The organism is Hamadaea flava, from assembly GCF_024172085.1.
Lineage (GTDB): Bacteria > Actinomycetota > Actinomycetes > Mycobacteriales > Micromonosporaceae > Hamadaea > Hamadaea flava.
This window is the reverse complement of record NZ_JAMZDZ010000001.1, coordinates 4,366,286-4,383,213: the sequence shown is the minus strand read 5'-3', so window position 1 is coordinate 4,383,213 and position 16,928 is coordinate 4,366,286. Positions and strand designations below refer to the sequence as shown.

Annotated in this window: 12 protein-coding genes; 11 read left to right on the top strand and 1 reads right to left on the bottom strand. The window is 66.7% G+C overall.

Going from position 1 to position 16,928, the window contains the following annotated elements; all coding sequences use genetic code 11:
• Positions 1–195 precede the first annotated feature (195 nt).
• Together rplJ and rplL are read left to right on the top strand one after the other, a co-directional pair.
• Positions 196–735: a 50S ribosomal protein L10 gene (gene rplJ / locus HDA40_RS20640; RefSeq protein WP_253758339.1), complete on the top strand. Its 540-nt coding sequence runs from the start codon at positions 196–198 to the stop codon at positions 733–735.
• 61 nt (positions 736–796) lie between these two features.
• The gene (gene rplL / locus HDA40_RS20635; RefSeq protein WP_253758337.1) at positions 797–1,186 is read left to right on the top strand and encodes a 50S ribosomal protein L7/L12; all 390 of its coding nucleotides are present in this window, start codon (positions 797–799) and stop codon (positions 1,184–1,186) included.
• 48 nt (positions 1,187–1,234) lie between these two features.
• Here the strand turns inward: rplL and HDA40_RS20630 are convergent, their stop codons facing one another.
• Positions 1,235–2,398 carry a mannosyltransferase family protein gene (locus tag HDA40_RS20630; protein WP_253758335.1) on the bottom strand — a complete coding sequence of 388 codons (1,164 nt, stop codon included), beginning with the start codon at positions 2,396–2,398 and terminating at the stop codon, positions 1,235–1,237.
• Positions 2,399–2,847: 449 nt separating this feature from the next.
• On the opposite strand from HDA40_RS20630, the gene rpoB reads away from it, so the two are divergent.
• The 9 genes from rpoB to rpsJ all read left to right on the top strand — a co-directional run bounded on the left by rpoB (position 2,848) and on the right by rpsJ (position 16,927).
• Entirely contained in the window at positions 2,848–6,288 is a 3,441-nt protein-coding gene (gene rpoB / locus HDA40_RS20625; protein WP_253758333.1) for a DNA-directed RNA polymerase subunit beta, read from the top strand.
• 83 nt (positions 6,289–6,371) lie between these two features.
• Entirely contained in the window at positions 6,372–10,262 is a 3,891-nt protein-coding gene (locus HDA40_RS20620; protein ID WP_253758331.1) for a DNA-directed RNA polymerase subunit beta', read from the top strand.
• Between the two features lie 84 nt (positions 10,263–10,346).
• The gene (locus HDA40_RS20615; RefSeq protein WP_253758329.1) at positions 10,347–10,670 is read left to right on the top strand and encodes a hypothetical protein; all 324 of its coding nucleotides are present in this window, start codon (positions 10,347–10,349) and stop codon (positions 10,668–10,670) included.
• A gap of 97 nt (positions 10,671–10,767) precedes the next feature.
• Positions 10,768–11,205, top strand: coding sequence for a DUF4190 domain-containing protein (locus HDA40_RS20610; protein WP_253758327.1), 438 nt, complete (start codon positions 10,768–10,770; stop codon positions 11,203–11,205).
• Between the two features lie 541 nt (positions 11,206–11,746).
• Positions 11,747–12,130: a 30S ribosomal protein S12 gene (rpsL, locus tag HDA40_RS20605; protein ID WP_120317147.1), complete on the top strand. Its 384-nt coding sequence runs from the start codon at positions 11,747–11,749 to the stop codon at positions 12,128–12,130.
• Positions 12,131–12,132: 2 nt separating this feature from the next.
• Positions 12,133–12,603: a 30S ribosomal protein S7 gene (gene rpsG / locus HDA40_RS20600; RefSeq protein ID WP_253758325.1), complete on the top strand. Its 471-nt coding sequence runs from the start codon at positions 12,133–12,135 to the stop codon at positions 12,601–12,603.
• Positions 12,604–12,746: 143 nt separating this feature from the next.
• On the top strand, positions 12,747–14,843 hold the full coding sequence (gene fusA, locus HDA40_RS20595) for an elongation factor G (protein WP_308197731.1): 2,097 nt from the start codon (positions 12,747–12,749) through the stop codon (positions 14,841–14,843).
• Between the two features lie 123 nt (positions 14,844–14,966).
• Complete coding sequence (gene tuf / locus HDA40_RS20590) at positions 14,967–16,160, top strand: elongation factor Tu (RefSeq protein WP_253758323.1); 1,194 nt, start codon at positions 14,967–14,969, stop codon at positions 16,158–16,160.
• 458 nt (positions 16,161–16,618) lie between these two features.
• Positions 16,619–16,927, top strand: a complete 309-nt coding sequence (gene rpsJ, locus HDA40_RS20585; protein WP_007073037.1) for a 30S ribosomal protein S10 — start codon at positions 16,619–16,621, stop codon at positions 16,925–16,927.
• The last annotated feature ends 1 nt before the right edge of the window (position 16,928 follow it).

The window sequence follows — 16,928 nt, the reverse complement described above, 5'->3', positions numbered from 1 at the left end:
ATCGCGCCCGCAAGGGCGTGGTCGAAGGTCCCGCGACAGCGGGCGACCCGCGCAGGATGACGGATTTGCTCCCGGCGCTCAGCGCCGAAGAAGCCCCGTGCGCCTGCGCCGGGGCGTTTTGCTTTTCTCGGTTCCTCCCCGCCCGGGTTCCACCGGGCGCGACCTGACCAGCTCGAAGCAGGAGAGAGGAGGGACATGGCGGACAAGCCGATTCGGGCCGACAAGGCGGGCGCCGTTGCGGAGCTCACCGAGAACTTCCGTAACTCGCCGGCCACCGTGCTCACCGAGTACCGCGGACTGACCGTGGCGCAGCTGACCGAGCTGCGGCGCTCGCTGGGCCGTACGACCAGCTACACGGTCGCGAAGAACACGCTCGCGAAGCGGGCCGCGACCGAGGCGGGCATCGAAGGCCTCGATGCGCTGTTCACCGGTCCTACCGCGCTCGCCTTCGTCTCCGGCGACCCCGTCGAGGCGGCGAAGAGCCTTCGTGATTTCGCGAAGGCCAACCCGCTCCTCGTCATCAAGGGTGGCGTTTTCGAGGGCAAGGCGATCACGGCGGCCGAGGTCACCAAGATCGCCGATCTGGAGTCCCGCGATGTGCTGCTGGCCAAGCTGGCCGGCGCCATGAAGGCGAACCTGAGCAAGGCCGCGGCCGTGCTCCAGGCCCCGCTTTCGAAGACCGTTCGCACGGTCGCCGCACTGCAGGACAAGCGCGCGAAGGAAGGCGCCGAGTAGCCCTGCGGGCTCCGGCACCACCGATCAACGTTTTCGTAGTTTGAGAAAGGACGCCACAATCATGGCGAAGCTGAGCACCGAGGAGCTCCTTGACGCGTTCAAGGAGATGACCCTGATCGAGCTCTCCGAGTTCGTGAAGCAGTTCGAGAGCACCTTCGAGGTCACCGCCGCCGCGCCGGTCGCCGTCGCGGGCGTTGCCGCCGCCGGTGGCGGCGCGGAGGCTCCGGCCGTCGAGGAGCAGGACGAGTTCGACGTCGTCCTGGAGAACGACGGTGGCAAGAAGATCCAGGTCATCAAGGTCGTGCGTGAGCTGACCGGCCTGGGTCTGAAGGAGGCCAAGGACCTCGTCGAGGCCGCCCCCAAGGCGATCCTCGAGAAGGTCAACAAGGAGACCGCCGACAAGGCCAAGGGCAAGCTCGAGGCTGAGGGCGCGGGCGTCACGCTCAAGTGACCTCTGCCGAAAGGGGGCCGTGGACATCCACGGCCCCCTTTCGCGTACTCAGGAGACGAAGGTGTCGCGACGCAGGAACGTGAGGATGTTGATCACGTTCAGCGACATCAGGGTCAGCAGGAGCGTCCGGTCCAGCAGCTCTCTCGCCCCGATCCGGCCGAGCACGAAGAAGATCGGGACGATCTCCAAAAGGAACCGGGGGAGGGAACCCAGCGGGTCGTCGGGCCCCACCTCGGTGATCAACAGCGGCAGGAACAGCGCCGCGGCGTACATGATGAGATAGCGCTGATCAGCGCGGAACCGGAACGGCCCCACCAGCGCGAGCACGAGGGTGATCAGCCCGAGCCCGAACAGCGCGAGCTGCTGCGCGTAGAGCAGGCTCCGTGCGCTGAGCAGCGGCTGCTCGCCGATCAGCCGCAACGCGTGCCACTGCGGCACGCCGGGCCATTGATAAGCCCGATGCCAGTGGTCCTGGGCATGCGCGAAGGCCAGGGCATCGCCGGTGGTCGTCCAGCAATACCACGAGTACGCCAAAAGCCCGGCCGGGACCAGGAGAAGCGCGAGCGCAGACCACCGGGGGCGGCGATGCACCCGCAGATATTCGTACGCCAAGGGCAGCAGGAGAAGCAGTCCGAAGAGCCGGACAGTGCCGGCGAGACCGCCCAGGAGTCCCGCGATCCACCAGTTCCCCCGTCGCGCCGCATAGAGCGCGCCGACCGCGAAGACGATGAACAAGCCTTCGTTGTACGGGGCATAGAGGAAGAACGCGGTCGGGAACGCCACGACATAGAAGACCGTACGCCGCGCGACCGGGCCGTCGAACTCATGCTCGGCGAGCCGCTGGATCAGGATCAGCGCCGCGAGTGCGACGAGCATCGTGACGATCGGGCCGGCCACCCGTTGCCCGCCGGGCAGATAGTCGCTGGCGTGCAGGAGCAGTGGGTACGCGGGAAAGAAGGCGTGCCGTTCGAAGGTGTCGTATCCACGTTCGGCGATGTCGAGATAGTGGCCTGAGTCCCAGATGAGCCAGTCCTCGAAGATCAGCTTGGCCGGACGCGGCTCGGTGCCCAGCACGCGATAGTGGTACGCCGTCGTGATGAGGAAGATCAGGGCCCCGACACCCCACGCGACCAGGGCCGGAAGGTAACGCCGGAGAGTCTGGCGGGCGGGCGCCCGGCGTGTCGCGGGCGCGGTCAGCACGTTCGAAGTCATGGCTCCTCGACGGGTCTTTCGGCCGGTCAGCGGGGGGTCTCGGGCGGATTTGCCAGGCTTCGCCGACGGCTCATGATGCCACGCCCACACTGTTATGCGGCATGGTCTTGACGTGGCAGGCGGCGGAGGGCACGCTGATGTCAGTACACAACGCTGGTTGCCGAAGAAAGGACAGTCGCCACCGAAGTACCCGAGACGGTCCCCGATCTGTTCGAGGGAAACTGTCGCCCCTCTGGGTTAGGGTGGTGTGCGACACGTCTGGCCCGGTCTTGCCGTGGCGACTTTACAGCGGCGTGCCTTCCGGCTACACTGCTAGTTTGCGCTGCCCTTCTATCTGCCCCTGCCTGGGATGACTTCCCGCGGACCTTCCGCGCGGTAGTTCCGGATCAGGGGTTGTTGGAGTGCACGCGTAACGGCCGTTGCACCACCGGTCCTCGGAAGGACGTATCTTGGCAACTTCCCGCCCTGCGAAGACCAGTCGTACGTCGAGCGCTTTCGCTCCCCGCCGGATCTCCTTCGGCAGGATCACCGAACATCTAGAGGTCCCCAACCTTCTCGCCATCCAGACCGAGTCCTTCGACTGGCTGGTCGGCAACGAGGCTTGGCAGACCCGCTCGGCAGCTGATCAGCACGCCCGCTCGGGCCTCGCAGAAATCCTCGAAGAGATCAGTCCCATCGAGGACTTCTCCGGCACCATGTCGCTTTCCTTCTCCAACCCGCGCTTCGAAGAGGTCAAGGCCTCGATCGAGGAATGCAAGGAGAAGGACCTCACCTACTGCGCGCCGCTCTTCGTTACCGCAGAGTTCACCAACAACACCACCGGCGAGATCAAGAGCCAGACGGTGTTCATGGGTGACTTCCCGATGATGACGCCCAAGGGCACTTTCATCATCAACGGCACGGAGCGGATCGTCGTCTCCCAGCTTGTCCGTTCTCCGGGTGTCTACTTCACCAAGGAGCCGGACAAGACCTCCGACCGTGACCTGACGAGTGTCAAGGTCATCCCGAGCCGGGGCGCCTGGCTCGAATTCGACATCGACAAGCGCGACACCGTCGGCGTGCGGATCGACCGCAAGCGCCGGCAGGCCGTCACCGTCCTGCTGAAGGCGATCGGCTGGTCCGCGGACCAGATCCGGGAGCGCTTCGGCTGGTCTGAGCTGCTCATGACCACGCTGGAGAAGGACCACATCGCCAGCCAGGACGAGGCGCTGCTCGACATCTACCGCAAGCTGCGTCCGGGCGAGCCGCCGACGCGGGAGAACGCGCAGACCCTTCTCGACAACCTCTTCTTCAACCCGAAGCGGTACGACGTCGCGAAGGTCGGTCGCTACAAGTTCAACAAGAAGCTCGAGGTCGACGTCCCGATCACCACGGGCGTCCTGACCGAAGAGGACATCGTCTCGACCGTCGAGTACCTCGCGCGCCTGCACGTGGGCGAAGAGGGCTACGAGGCCGACGACATCGACCACTTCGGCAACCGGCGGCTGCGTACCGTGGGCGAACTCATCCAGAACCAGGTCCGTGTCGGCCTGTCCCGGATGGAGCGCGTCGTCCGCGAGCGTATGACGACCCAGGACGTCGAGGCGATCACGCCGCAGACCCTGATCAACATCCGCCCCGTGGTGGCCGCGATCAAGGAGTTCTTCGGCACGTCGCAGCTCTCCCAGTTCATGGACCAGACCAACCCGCTCGCGGGTCTGACCCACCGGCGCCGGCTGTCGGCGCTCGGCCCGGGTGGTCTGTCCCGGGAGCGCGCCGGCTTCGAGGTTCGTGACGTCCACCCGTCGCACTACGGCCGCATGTGCCCGATCGAGACGCCGGAAGGCCCGAACATCGGCCTCATCGGCGCGCTGTCCACCTTCGCCCGGGTCAACCCGTTCGGCTTCATCGAGACGCCGTACCGGAAGGTCGTCGAGGGTCGTGTGAGCGACCAGATCGACTACCTGACCGCGGACGAAGAGGACCGGCACGTCATCGCGCAGGCCAACGAGCCGCTGATGGCCGACGGTCACTTCGTCGGCGACCGGGTGCTCGTCCGCCGGAAGGGCGGCGAGGTCGACTTCGTCGCGCCGACGCAGGTCGACTACATGGACGTCTCGCCGCGCCAGATGGTGTCGGTCGCGACCGCCATGATCCCGTTCCTCGAGCACGACGACGCCAACCGGGCCCTGATGGGCGCGAACATGCAGCGTCAGGCCGTGCCGCTGGTCAAGGCGGAGTCTCCGCTGGTCGGCACCGGCATGGAGTACCGGGCCGCGGTCGACGCCGGCGACGTGGTCGTGGCCGAGGTCGGCGGTGTGGTCGAGGACCTCTGCGCCGACTACGTGACGGTTCACCAGGACGACGGTCACCGCCGCACGTACCTGCTGCACAAGTTCCGCCGCTCCAACTCGGGCTCCTGCGTCAACCAGAAGCCCGTCGTCTTCGAGGGCGACCGCGTCGAGGCCGGCCAGGTCATCGCCGACGGTCCCTGCACCGACGAGGGCGAGATGGCGCTCGGACGCAACCTGCTGGTCGCGTTCATGCCGTGGGAGGGCCACAACTACGAGGACGCGATCATCCTGTCGCAGCGCCTCGTGCAGGAGGACGTGCTCACCTCGATCCACATCGAGGAGCACGAGGTCGACGCCCGGGACACCAAGCTCGGCCCGGAGGAGATCACCCGCGACATCCCGAACGTCAGCGAGGAGATGCTCGCGGACCTCGACGAGCGCGGCATCATCCGGATCGGCGCCGAGGTCGTCCCCGGCGACATCCTGGTCGGCAAGGTGACGCCCAAGGGCGAGACCGAGCTGACCCCGGAGGAGCGGCTGCTCCGCGCGATCTTCGGCGAGAAGGCGCGTGAGGTCCGGGACACCTCGCTGAAGGTTCCGCACGGCGAGACCGGCACGGTCATCGGCGTACGCACCTTCTCCCGTGAGGACGGCGACGAGCTGCCTCCGGGTGTGAACGAGCTGGTCCGGGTCTACGTGGCCCAGAAGCGGAAGATCCAGGACGGTGACAAGCTCGCGGGCCGCCACGGCAACAAGGGCGTCATCTCCAAGATCCTTCCGGTCGAGGACATGCCGTTCCTCGAGGACGGCACGCCGGTCGACATCGTGCTCAACCCGCTGGGTGTCCCCTCGCGAATGAACATCGGGCAGGTCCTGGAGACCCACCTCGGGTGGGTGGCCAAGACCGGCTGGAAGATCGAGGGCGAGGACGCGGACTGGAAGAAGGCTCTCCGGTCGATCGACGCTCACGAGTCGGTGCCCGACACGAACGTCGCCACGCCGGTCTTCGACGGCGCCAAGGAGGAGGAGATCACCGGTCTGCTCGCCTCGACGCTGCCGAACCGTGACGGCAAGCAGCTCGTGGGGGCGTCCGGCAAGGCCCAGCTGTTCGACGGCCGCAGCGGTGAGCCGCTGCCGGACCCGATCGCGGTGGGCTACATCTACATCCTGAAGCTGAACCACCTGGTCGACGACAAGATCCACGCTCGGTCGACCGGTCCGTACTCGATGATCACGCAGCAGCCGCTGGGTGGTAAGGCGCAGTTCGGTGGTCAGCGTTTCGGTGAGATGGAGTGCTGGGCGATGCAGGCCTACGGCGCGGCGTACGCGTTGCAGGAGCTGCTCACCATCAAGTCCGACGACGTCCTCGGCCGGGTGAAGGTCTACGAGGCGATCGTCAAGGGCGAGAACATCCCCGAGCCGGGTATCCCGGAATCGTTCAAGGTCCTCCTCAAGGAACTCCAGTCGCTCTGCCTGAACGTGGAGGTCCTCTCCAGCGACGGCGTCGCCCTGGAGATGCGGGAGACCGACGACGAGGTGTTCCGGGCGGCCGAGGAGCTGGGCATCGACTTGTCCCGCCGGCCCAATGAAGGCGTGATCAGCGTCGACGAAGTCTGATCAAGGTGCTTGCCGGGGGCCGCGAGGCCCCCGGCTCACCCCACGAAGACGACCTAGGCAAGAACGAGCCAGAAGGAAATTAAGTGCTCGACGTTAACTTCTTCGATGAGCTGCGAATCGCCTTGGCGAGCGCGGAAGACATTCGACGCTGGTCGCACGGCGAGGTCAAGAAGCCCGAGACCATCAACTACCGCACCCTGAAGCCCGAGAAGGACGGACTCTTCTGCGAGAAGATCTTCGGTCCGCAGCGGGACTGGGAGTGCTACTGCGGTAAGTACAAGCGGGTCCGCTTCAAGGGCATCGTCTGTGAGCGGTGTGGCGTCGAGGTGACCCGGTCCAAGGTGCGTCGTGAGCGGATGGGCCACATCGAGCTCGCCGCTCCGGTGACGCACATCTGGTACTTCAAGGGCGTCCCGAGCCGGCTGGGCTACCTGCTCGACCTGGCTCCGAAGGACCTTGAGAAGATCATCTACTTCGCTTCCTACGTCATCACGAGCGTTGACACCGAGGCGCGTCACCGCGATCTCTCGACCATCGAGAACGAGATCTTCGCGGAGAAGCGCCAGGCCGAGAACGCCCGCGACGCCGAGATCGAGAAGCGCGCCGCCAAGCTCGAGGCCGACCTGGCCGAGCTGGAGGCCGAAGGCGCCAAGGCCGACGTGCGCCGCAAGGTCAAGGAGTCCGGCGAGCGCGAGATGCGCCAGATCCGGGACAAGGCGCAGCGCGAGATCGACCGGCTCGACGAGGTACTCGACACCTTCCGGAAGCTGGACTCGAAGCAGCTGGTCACCGACGAGCTGCTCTACCGGGAGCTGCGCGACCGGTTCGGCGAGTACTTCACGGGCGGCATGGGCGCCGAGGCGATCAAGGCGCTGCTGGAGAACATGGACCTCAGCGACGAGGCCGACTCGCTCCGGGAGACCATCCGCACCGGCAAGGGCCAGCGGAAGATCCGGGCGCTCAAGCGGCTGAAGGTCGTGGCGGCGTTCCTGAACACCAACAACTCGCCGCTCGGCATGGTCCTGGACTGCGTACCGGTCATCCCGCCGGACCTGCGCCCGATGGTGCAGCTCGACGGTGGCCGCTTCGCCACGAGCGACCTGAACGACCTCTACCGTCGCGTGATCAACCGCAACAACCGCCTCAAGCGTCTGATCGACCTCGGCGCGCCCGAGATCATCGTGAACAACGAGAAGCGGATGCTGCAGGAGGCCGTCGACGCGCTGTTCGACAACGGCCGGCGCGGCCGTCCGGTCACCGGGCCGGGCAACCGCCCGCTGAAGTCGCTGTCCGACATGCTCAAGGGCAAGCAGGGCCGGTTCCGGCAGAACCTGCTCGGCAAGCGCGTGGACTACTCCGGCCGGTCGGTCATCGTCGTCGGCCCGCGGCTGAAGCTGCACCAGTGCGGTCTGCCCAAGCAGATGGCGCTGGAGCTGTTCAAGCCGTTCGTGATGAAGCGTCTGGTCGACCTGAACCACGCGCAGAACATCAAGTCCGCCAAGCGGATGGTCGAGCGTCAGCGGCCGGTCGTGTGGGACGTCCTCGAAGAGGTCATCACCGAGCACCCGGTTCTGCTGAACCGCGCGCCGACCCTGCACCGTCTGGGCATCCAGGCCTTCGAGCCGCAGCTGGTCGAGGGCAAGGCGATCCAGATCCACCCGCTCGTCTGCACCGCGTTCAACGCGGACTTCGACGGCGACCAGATGGCGGTGCACGTGCCGCTGTCGGCTGAGGCGCAGGCCGAGGCCCGCATCCTGATGCTGTCCTCGAACAACATCCTCAAGCCGGCCGACGGCAAGCCGGTCACCATGCCCACCCAGGACATGGTCATCGGGCTCTACCACCTGACGCACCTGCGGAACGGTCTGATCGGCGAGGGCCGGGCGTTCAGCACGGACGCCGAGGCGCGGATGGCGTACGACCAGGGCGAGCTGCACCTGCAGGCGCCGGTCAAGATCCGCCTCGACGGCCTGATCGGCGTGGACAACGGAGTGGGCAAGCCCGAGTGGGAGGCCCCGGAGGACTGGGAGCCCGGTCAGCCGCTGATCGTGGACACCACCCTCGGCCGGGTCCTGTTCAACGAGACGCTGCCGGTCGGCTACCGCTTCGTGAACTACGAGATCCGCAAGGGCCAGCTCTCGGCGATCGTCAACGACCTCGCCGAGCGCTTCCCGAAGGTCGCCCTGGCGGCGACGCTCGACGCGCTCAAGGAAGCCGGGTTCCACTGGGCCACCTGGTCCGGCGTGACCATCGGCATCGAGGACGTCGTCCAGCCGCCGGCCAAGAAGGGCATCCTCGAGCGCTACGAGAAGGAGGCCGAGCGGATCGACAAGCAGTACCAGCGCGGCCTCATGACCTCTGAGGAGCGCCGGGGCGAGCTGATCCAGATCTGGACCAAGGCGACCAACGAGGTCGCCAAGGAGATGGAGACGGCCCTGCCGCAGGAGGGCTCGCTGTGGAAGATGATCCACTCGGGCGCCCGCGGTAACCTGCTCCAGCTGCGCCAGATCGCCGCGATCCGTGGTCTGGTGGCCAACCCGAAGGGCGAGATCATCCCGCGTCCGATCAAGTCCTCGTTCCGCGAGGGTCTTTCGGTGCTGGAGTACTTCATCTCGACCCACGGTGCTCGTAAGGGTCTGGCCGACACCGCGCTGCGTACCGCCGACTCGGGTTACCTGACCCGTCGTCTGGTGGACGTCTCGCAGGACGTCATCATCCGCGAAGAGGACTGCGGCACCGACCGGGCCATCCCGATCCACGTCGGCGAGCGCGCCGACGGCACGGTGGTCGTGCACGAGTTCGCGGAGACCGGCGGCCACGCGCGTACGCTCGCCGACGACGTCACCGACGACGCGGGCAAGCTCGTCGCGTCCCGGGGTGTCGACCTCAACTCGATCATCATCGACGCGCTGGTCAAGGCCGGTGTCGAGACGGTTCGAGTGCGGAGTGTGCTGACCTGTGAGTCGAAGCTCGGCGTCTGCGCCGCCTGCTACGGGCGGTCGCTGCCGACCGGTAAGACGGTCGACGTCGGCGAGGCGGTCGGCATCATCGCGGCCCAGTCCATCGGTGAGCCCGGTACGCAGCTGACGATGCGTACCTTCCACACCGGTGGTGTCGCGGGTGAGGACATCACCCAGGGTCTGCCCCGTGTCCAGGAGATCTTCGAGGCGCGAGTGCCCAAGGGCAAGGCGCCGATCGCGGAGACCCCGGGCCGGATCCGGATCGAGGACGGCGACCGGTCGCGGAAGATCATCATCGTGCCGGACGACGGCAGCGACGAGATCGTCCACGACAAGATCTCCAAGCGCGTACGCCTTCGGGTGCACGACGGCGCGCACGTGGAGGTCGGCGAGAAGCTGACCGAGGGCACCATCGACCCGCACGAGCTCCTCCGGGTGCTCGGCCCGCGGGCGGTGCAGGTCCACCTGACCCAGGAGGTCCAGGAGGTCTACCGGTCGCAGGGCGTGATGATCCACGACAAGCACATCGAGATCATCATTCGGCAGATGCTCAAGCGCGTCACGGTCATCGACTCCGGCGCGACCGAGTTCCTGCCGGGTGTGCTGGTCGACCGGGCTCAGTTCGAGTCGGAGAACCGGCGCGTCGTGTCCGAGGGCGGCGAGCCCGCGGCCGGACGTCCGGTGCTGATGGGTATCACGAAGGCGTCGCTCGCCACCGAGTCGTGGCTCTCGGCCGCCTCCTTCCAGGAGACGACCCGGGTGCTCACCGAAGCGGCGATCAACAGCCGGAGCGACTCGCTCATCGGCCTCAAGGAGAACGTCATCATCGGTAAGCTCATCCCGGCCGGTACCGGCATCAGCAAGTACCGCAACATCCGGGTGGAGCCGACCGAGGAGGCGAAGGCGAAGGTCTACTCGATGACCGCCGCCTACGGCGAGACCGACTACGGGTTCGGCCCGGCGAGCGGTCTGGCCGTCCCGCTGGACGACTTCGACTTCGGTGCGTACCGCTGATCTTCGAGATCTGCTGAACAAACGCAAGACGCGGCCCGCGATCACTTCCGATCGCGGGCCGCGTCGCGTTGATAATCTACGCGAATGCGACACCCGGACGATCCGGAGCCGATCCGCGACAGCAAGGCCCTGACCGCGTACATCTTGGGATGGATTGCCGTGGCCACGGGCCTGCTCGTGGGCGGCGTGGTCCCGGCCGTCGTGGCGTTGGCCCTGGCCCGGCAGGCTCGCGGCGAGATAGCGGACGGGCAGGGCTGGCGCACCGGCGATCGGCTGGCGGTACGCGGACAGCTGCTCGCCTGGATCGCGCTGGGGCTCGCGGTGCTCGCTGTCTGTGCGGCCGTGACCATCGGCGTGCTGTTGCGGTCGGCGAATCCGAACCATGACTTTCCGCCGGGCGTGAACTGACCGCAACTTCTGACTGCACTTCTGGCGGCTCGGTCGAGAGCCTCCTCAGCAGCGCGAGCCGAGACGCCGATCAGGGGAGTGTGCGAGGATCGCAGACGTGACCCAGTCGACCGGTATGCCGGCCCCGATCCCGCCCGTGCGGTTCCCGCCGCCGGCCCGGATCGAACCCGTCCCCGGTACGCCCTACGGCCTGGCCATCCTGCCGATCCGCCCGATCCTGACCGGGCTGGCCTCGGGCAGCCTGGCCGCCGGGATCGCCGGACTGCTCGTCAGCGGGATCGTGGCGCTCTTCGCGTTGGCCGCCACGAGCGCCGACTGGGGTGCGCTCGCCGCCGGTGCGTTCGCGGTGCTGGCCCTGGTGTTGAGCGGCGGCGCGGTGGTGCTCGGCGCGCTCGGGCTGCGCCAGATCCGGCGATCGTCGGCGTTGACCGGCAAGGGTTTGGCCATCAGCGGGCTGATCTGCGGCGGGGTCGGCGTCGTCGTGACGGTCATCGCTGTGATCTCGGCCATCCTGCTGGTGGCGACGCGAGCCTGACCTGCGTACGCGCCATCGCAGCCCGGTGGGCCCGCTCACAGCCGCCGATCCCGTGCGACGCGGACGAACCGAGCGGGTAGACTGTTCGTGGAGCGGCCTGGAGTGAGGCGTGCCGCGAAAACGGTACGGGTGTCCCAACGAGAAATCGGACTGGTGAAAATCGGTCGGGAGCCCCCGTTTTGACCTGCGCGCTCGCGATGGGTACTCTTTCCCCTCGTGCCCAGGCATGCCTGGGCTCATCGTGCGTGCGCGATGGACGGCGGCCGCAAGGCGTCGGCAGCGCACCGCGACAACGGCAAACCCCGGCGGGCGAGTGATCGCGCGCCTGGCCCGTGGACCGGACGACACGCCCGACCGCGGGGGTCGGCAACGACCGCGATGCCCCAGGGAATCCCCTGGTCGGCGACGCGGGCGGAGCCGGTCGAATACAGGTTCGGCCGACCGGTGAGCGTCGCGGAGACGTCCATCGGCCGATCCAGTGTGAAGACCCTGGTCGCACCCAGCGACCTTGTACAGGAGAGAACGGGAGCGGAGACACCCGGTGCCCACTATTCAGCAGTTGGTCCGCAAGGGCCGCCAGGCCAAGACGAGCAAGACCAAGACGCCGGCGCTCAAGGGCAGCCCGCAGCGTCGTGGCGTGTGCACGCGCGTGTACACCACCACTCCCAAGAAGCCGAACTCGGCTCTCCGGAAGGTCGCTCGCGTCAAGCTCAGCAGCCAGATCGAGGTGACCGCCTACATCCCGGGCGTGGGTCACAACCTGCAGGAGCACTCGATCGTCCTCGTTCGTGGCGGCCGCGTTAAGGACCTCCCCGGCGTTCGTTACAAGATCATTCGTGGTTCGCTGGACACCCAGGGCGTCCGCAACCGCAAGCAGGCGCGCAGCCGTTACGGCGCGAAGCTTGTCAAGGAAGGGAAGAAGTAACGATGCCGCGTAAGGGACCTGCTCCGCGTCGCCCGCTCATCGCCGACCCGGTGTACAGCTCGCCGCTGGTCACCCAGCTCGTCAACAAGATCCTGCAGGAAGGCAAGCGTCAGCTCGCCGAGCGGATCGTGTACGGCGCCCTCGAAGGCTGCCGCGAGAAGACCGGCACCGACCCGGTCGTCACGCTCAAGCGCGCGATGGACAACGTCAAGCCGACCCTCGAGGTCCGCAGCCGCCGTGTCGGTGGCGCGACCTACCAGGTGCCGGTCGAGGTTCGCCCGGCCCGCGCGACCACGCTGGGTCTGCGCTGGCTGGTGACCTACTCCAAGGCTCGCCGGGAGAAGACCATGGTCGAGCGGCTCATGAACGAGCTGCTGGACGCCAGCAACGGCCTCGGCGCCGCCGTCAAGCGGCGCGAGGACACGCACAAGATGGCGGAGTCGAACAAGGCCTTCGCTCACTACCGTTGGTGAAATTCCTTCGACGCAGTCGACGGAATTTCATCCGGCGGTAGCAACAGCACAGTCGGTGGTGACCGGGCCGCAGGCCCGTCCGGACGCCCGGCCCACCGACACCCAGAACCTAGGTAAACCCACCTTCTGAAGGGAACTCGAAAGTGGCCGCCGCAAACGCCGCGCTCGCCAAGCTCCGCAACATCGGCATCATGGCGCACATCGACGCCGGTAAGACGACCACGACCGAGCGCATCCTGTTCTACACCGGCATCACCCACAAGATCGGCGAGGTCCACGAGGGCGCCGCCGTGATGGACTGGATGGAGCAGGAGCAGGAGCGTGGTATCACGATCACTTCTGCCGCCACCAAGTGCGAGTGGAAGGGCCATCCGATCAACATCATCGACACGCCCGGCCACGTCGACTTCACGGTCGAGGTCGAGCGGTCGCTGCGCGTACTCGACGGTGCGGTGGCGGTCTACGACGGCGTCGCCGGCGTAGAGCCGCAGACCGAGAACGTCTGGCGTCAGGCTGACAAGTACAACGTTCCGCGTATGTGCTTCGTCAACAAGCTGGACCGGACCGGCGCCGACTTCTTCCGCTGCGTGCAGATGATGATCGACCGGCTCAACGCGACCCCGCTCGTGCTGCAGATCCCGATCGGGCTCGAAGGCGACCACATCGGCGTCGTCGACCTGCTGGGCATGCGCGCCCTCACCTGGCGCGGCGAGACCCAGAAGGGCGAGGACTACGCGGTCGAGGAGGTCCCGGCCGACCTTCAGGCGCAGGCGGAGGAGTGGCGTACCAAGCTGCTCGAGACGCTCGCCGAGGCCGACGACGACATCATGGAGAAGTACCTCGAGGGTGGGGAGTTCACCCTGGAGGAGCTGAAGGCCGCGATCCGTCGCGCCACCATCGCCGGTAAGGTCAACCCGGTCGTCACCGGCTCCGCGTTCAAGAACAAGGGCGTGCAGCCGATGCTGGACGCCGTCGTCGACTACCTGCCGTCTCCGCTGGACATCCCGGCGATCGACGGCACGCTCATGGACGGCGAGACCGTCGTCGAGCGGCACGCCGACGTCAGCGAGCCCTTCTCCGGCCTGGCCTTCAAGGTCCAGACCGACAAGCACCTGGGCAAGCTCACCTACGTGCGGGTCTACTCGGGCACGGTCGAGTCCGGCACCCAGGTCATCAACTCCACGAAGGACCGCAAGGAGCGGATCGGCAAGATCTACCAGATGCACGCGAACAAGCGCGAAGAGCGTACGTCCGCGCAGGCTGGTGACATCATCGCCGTCCAGGGTCTGAAGCAGACCACCACGGGTGACACGCTGTGCGACCCGGCCAACGCGGTGATTCTGGAGTCGATGACCTTCCCGGAGCCCGTCATCGACGTCGCGATCGAGCCGAAGACCAAGGCCGACCAGGAGAAGCTCTCCACCGCCATCCAGAAGCTGGCCGAAGAGGACCCGACCTTCCGCGTCAAGAACGACGAGGAGACGGGCCAGACGGTCATCTCCGGCATGGGCGAGCTCCACCTGGAAATCCTCGTCGACCGGATGAAGCGCGAGTTCAACGTCGAGGCGAACGTCGGCAAGCCGCAGGTCGCGTACCGCGAGACCATCCGCCGCGCGGTGGACAAGGTCGAGTACACGCACAAGAAGCAGACCGGTGGTTCCGGCCAGTACGCGTCGGTGATCATCTCCCTCGAGCCGCTGCCGCTCGACGGCGAGGCGACTTACGAGTTCGTCAACGGCGTCACCGGTGGTCGTATCCCGAAGGAGTACATCCCGTCGGTCGACGCCGGTGCGCAGGACGCCATGCAGTACGGCGTACTCGCCGGCTACCCGCTGGTCGGCGTCAAGCTGACCCTGGTGGACGGCAAGTACCACGAGGTCGACTCGTCCGAGATGGCGTTCAAGATCGCCGGCTCGATGGTGCTGAAGGAGGCGGCCCGCAGGGCTGACCCGGCACTGCTCGAGCCGATGATGGCCGTTGAGGTCACCACTCCTGAGGAGAACATGGGTGACGTCATCGGCGACCTGAACTCCCGCCGCGGCATCATCCAGGCGATGGAGGAGCGTGGCGGCGCCCGCGTCGTCCGTGCCCTGGTGCCGCTGTCGGAGATGTTCGGCTACGTCGGCGACCTCCGGTCGAAGACGCAGGGCCGGGCGAGCTACAGCATGCAGTTCGACTCCTACGCCGAGGTTCCCACGAACGTCGCGAAGGAGATCATCTCGAAGGCGACCGGCGAGTAATTCGCCGTTAGCGTTGGGGAACGCCTGACCGGTCATCGTGGCCGGTCAGGCGACTAGGAGAAGTCCAAAGCGCCGTGTGGCGCCGTCGGGCGTACGAACCAGACAGTCCACAGGAGGACACCAGTGGCGAAGGCGAAGTTCGAGCGGACTAAGCCGCACGTCAACATCGGCACCATTGGTCACATCGACCACGGTAAGACGACGCTGACGGCGGCCATCACGAAGGTCCTGCACGACAAGTACCCGGACCTCAACCCGTACACGCCGTTCGACGAGATCGACAAGGCGCCGGAGGAGAAGGCCCGCGGCATCACCATCTCGATCGCTCACGTCGAGTACCAGACCGAGTCGCGGCACTACGCGCACGTCGACTGCCCCGGTCACGCCGACTACATCAAGAACATGATCACCGGTGCCGCGCAGATGGACGGCGCGATCCTGGTGGTCGCGGCGACCGACGGCCCGATGCCGCAGACCAAGGAGCACGTGCTCCTGGCCCGCCAGGTCGGCGTTCCGTACATCGTCGTGGCGCTCAACAAGGCCGACATGGTCGACGACGCCGAGCTGCTCGACCTCGTCGAGCTCGAGGTCCGCGAGCTGCTGAGCACCTACGAGTTCCCGGGCGACGACGTCCCGGTCGTGCGGGTGTCGGCGCTCAAGGCGCTCGAGGGCGACGCGGAGTGGACCCAGGCTCTCCTCGGTCTGATGGACGCGGTCGACACCGCGATCCCGCAGCCCGAGCGTGAGACCGAGAAGCCGTTCCTCATGCCCGTTGAGGACGTGTTCACGATCACCGGTCGTGGCACCGTCGTCACCGGTCGTGTCGAGCGTGGCGTCCTGCTCCCGAACGAGGATGTCGAGATCATCGGCATCAAGGACAAGGCGCTCAAGACCAAGGTCACCGCGATCGAGATGTTCCGCAAGACCCTCGATGACGCGCGTGCCGGAGAGAACGTCGGTCTGCTCCTGCGCGGTATCAAGCGTGAGGAGGTCGAGCGCGGCATGGTCGTCATCAAGCCGGGCACGACCACCCCGCACACCGAGTTCGAGGCGACGGTCTACATCCTCTCCAAGGAGGAGGGTGGCCGCCACACCCCGTTCTTCCAGAACTACCGTCCGCAGTTCTACTTCCGTACCACGGACGTCACCGGCGTCGTCACGCTGCCCGAGGGCACCGAGATGGTCATGCCGGGCGACACCACCAACATGACGGTGAAGCTGATCCAGCCCATCGCCATGGAGGAGAGCCTGCGGTTCGCGATCCGGGAAGGTGGCCGCACCGTCGGCGCCGGCCGGGTCACCAAGATCCTCAAGTGATCCATCAGCGGGCGCCCCGATCCGTCGGGGCGCCCGCTGCATGATCTGGGCCACATGCCAGGCTCGCCCGGCGTGAAGGTCGGCACCCCGATTTCACATTGCCGCACCCAGTACGGCATAATGAACAGGTTGCGTTGCGGCTGGTTCGTGCCTGCCCACTGATGTGGGCGTCGGTGCGCCGGCCACCGCGGGGCCGGCGATCCGTCTGAAGACGGCGATCGCAGGCGTCGCCCAGCCCCTTGTGCGGGCGTGACGCTCGCCGGGTCAATCCCAACCCTTGTGGGGATGCAGACTGGCCCGACGCGCGACACGCCCGACCGCGGGGGTCGGAAGGACCAGCCGGACGAGCTCTGATTGAGCAGCTCAGACGGGTTGACAAGAAGAGAGCGGACGGCCTGAAACCGCCGGCGGACACACTCCGGCGAGGGTCACAACGAGAGAAGGAAACAGAAGCCACCATGGCGGGACAGAAGATCCGCATCCGGCTCAAGGCCTACGACCACGAGGTCGTCGACTCGTCGGCACGCAAGATCGTCGAGACGGTGACTCGTACGGGCGCTCAGGTCGCGGGCCCGGTGCCGCTGCCCACGGAGATCAACCGCTTCTGCGTGATCCGCTCGCCGCACAAGTACAAGGACTCGCGCGAGCACTTCGAGATGCGTACGCACAAGCGTCTGATCGACATCATCGACCCGACCCCCAAGACGGTCGACTCGCTTATGCGTCTCGACCTGCCGGCAGGCGTCGACATCGAGATCAAGCTGTAGG

Excerpts from the sequence above, each read along its gene's own strand:
- rplJ (WP_253758339.1), top strand. The coding sequence starts at position 196 with ATGGCGGACAAGCCGATTCGGGCCGACAAGGCGGGCGCCGTTGCGGAG.
- rplL (WP_253758337.1), top strand. The coding sequence starts at position 797 with ATGGCGAAGCTGAGCACCGAGGAGCTCCTTGACGCGTTCAAGGAGATG.
- HDA40_RS20630 (WP_253758335.1), bottom strand. The coding sequence starts at position 2,398 with ATGACTTCGAACGTGCTGACCGCGCCCGCGACACGCCGGGCGCCCGCC.
- HDA40_RS20615 (WP_253758329.1), top strand. The coding sequence starts at position 10,347 with ATGCGACACCCGGACGATCCGGAGCCGATCCGCGACAGCAAGGCCCTG.
- rpsG (WP_253758325.1), top strand. The coding sequence starts at position 12,133 with ATGCCGCGTAAGGGACCTGCTCCGCGTCGCCCGCTCATCGCCGACCCG.
- rpsJ (WP_007073037.1), top strand. The coding sequence starts at position 16,619 with ATGGCGGGACAGAAGATCCGCATCCGGCTCAAGGCCTACGACCACGAG.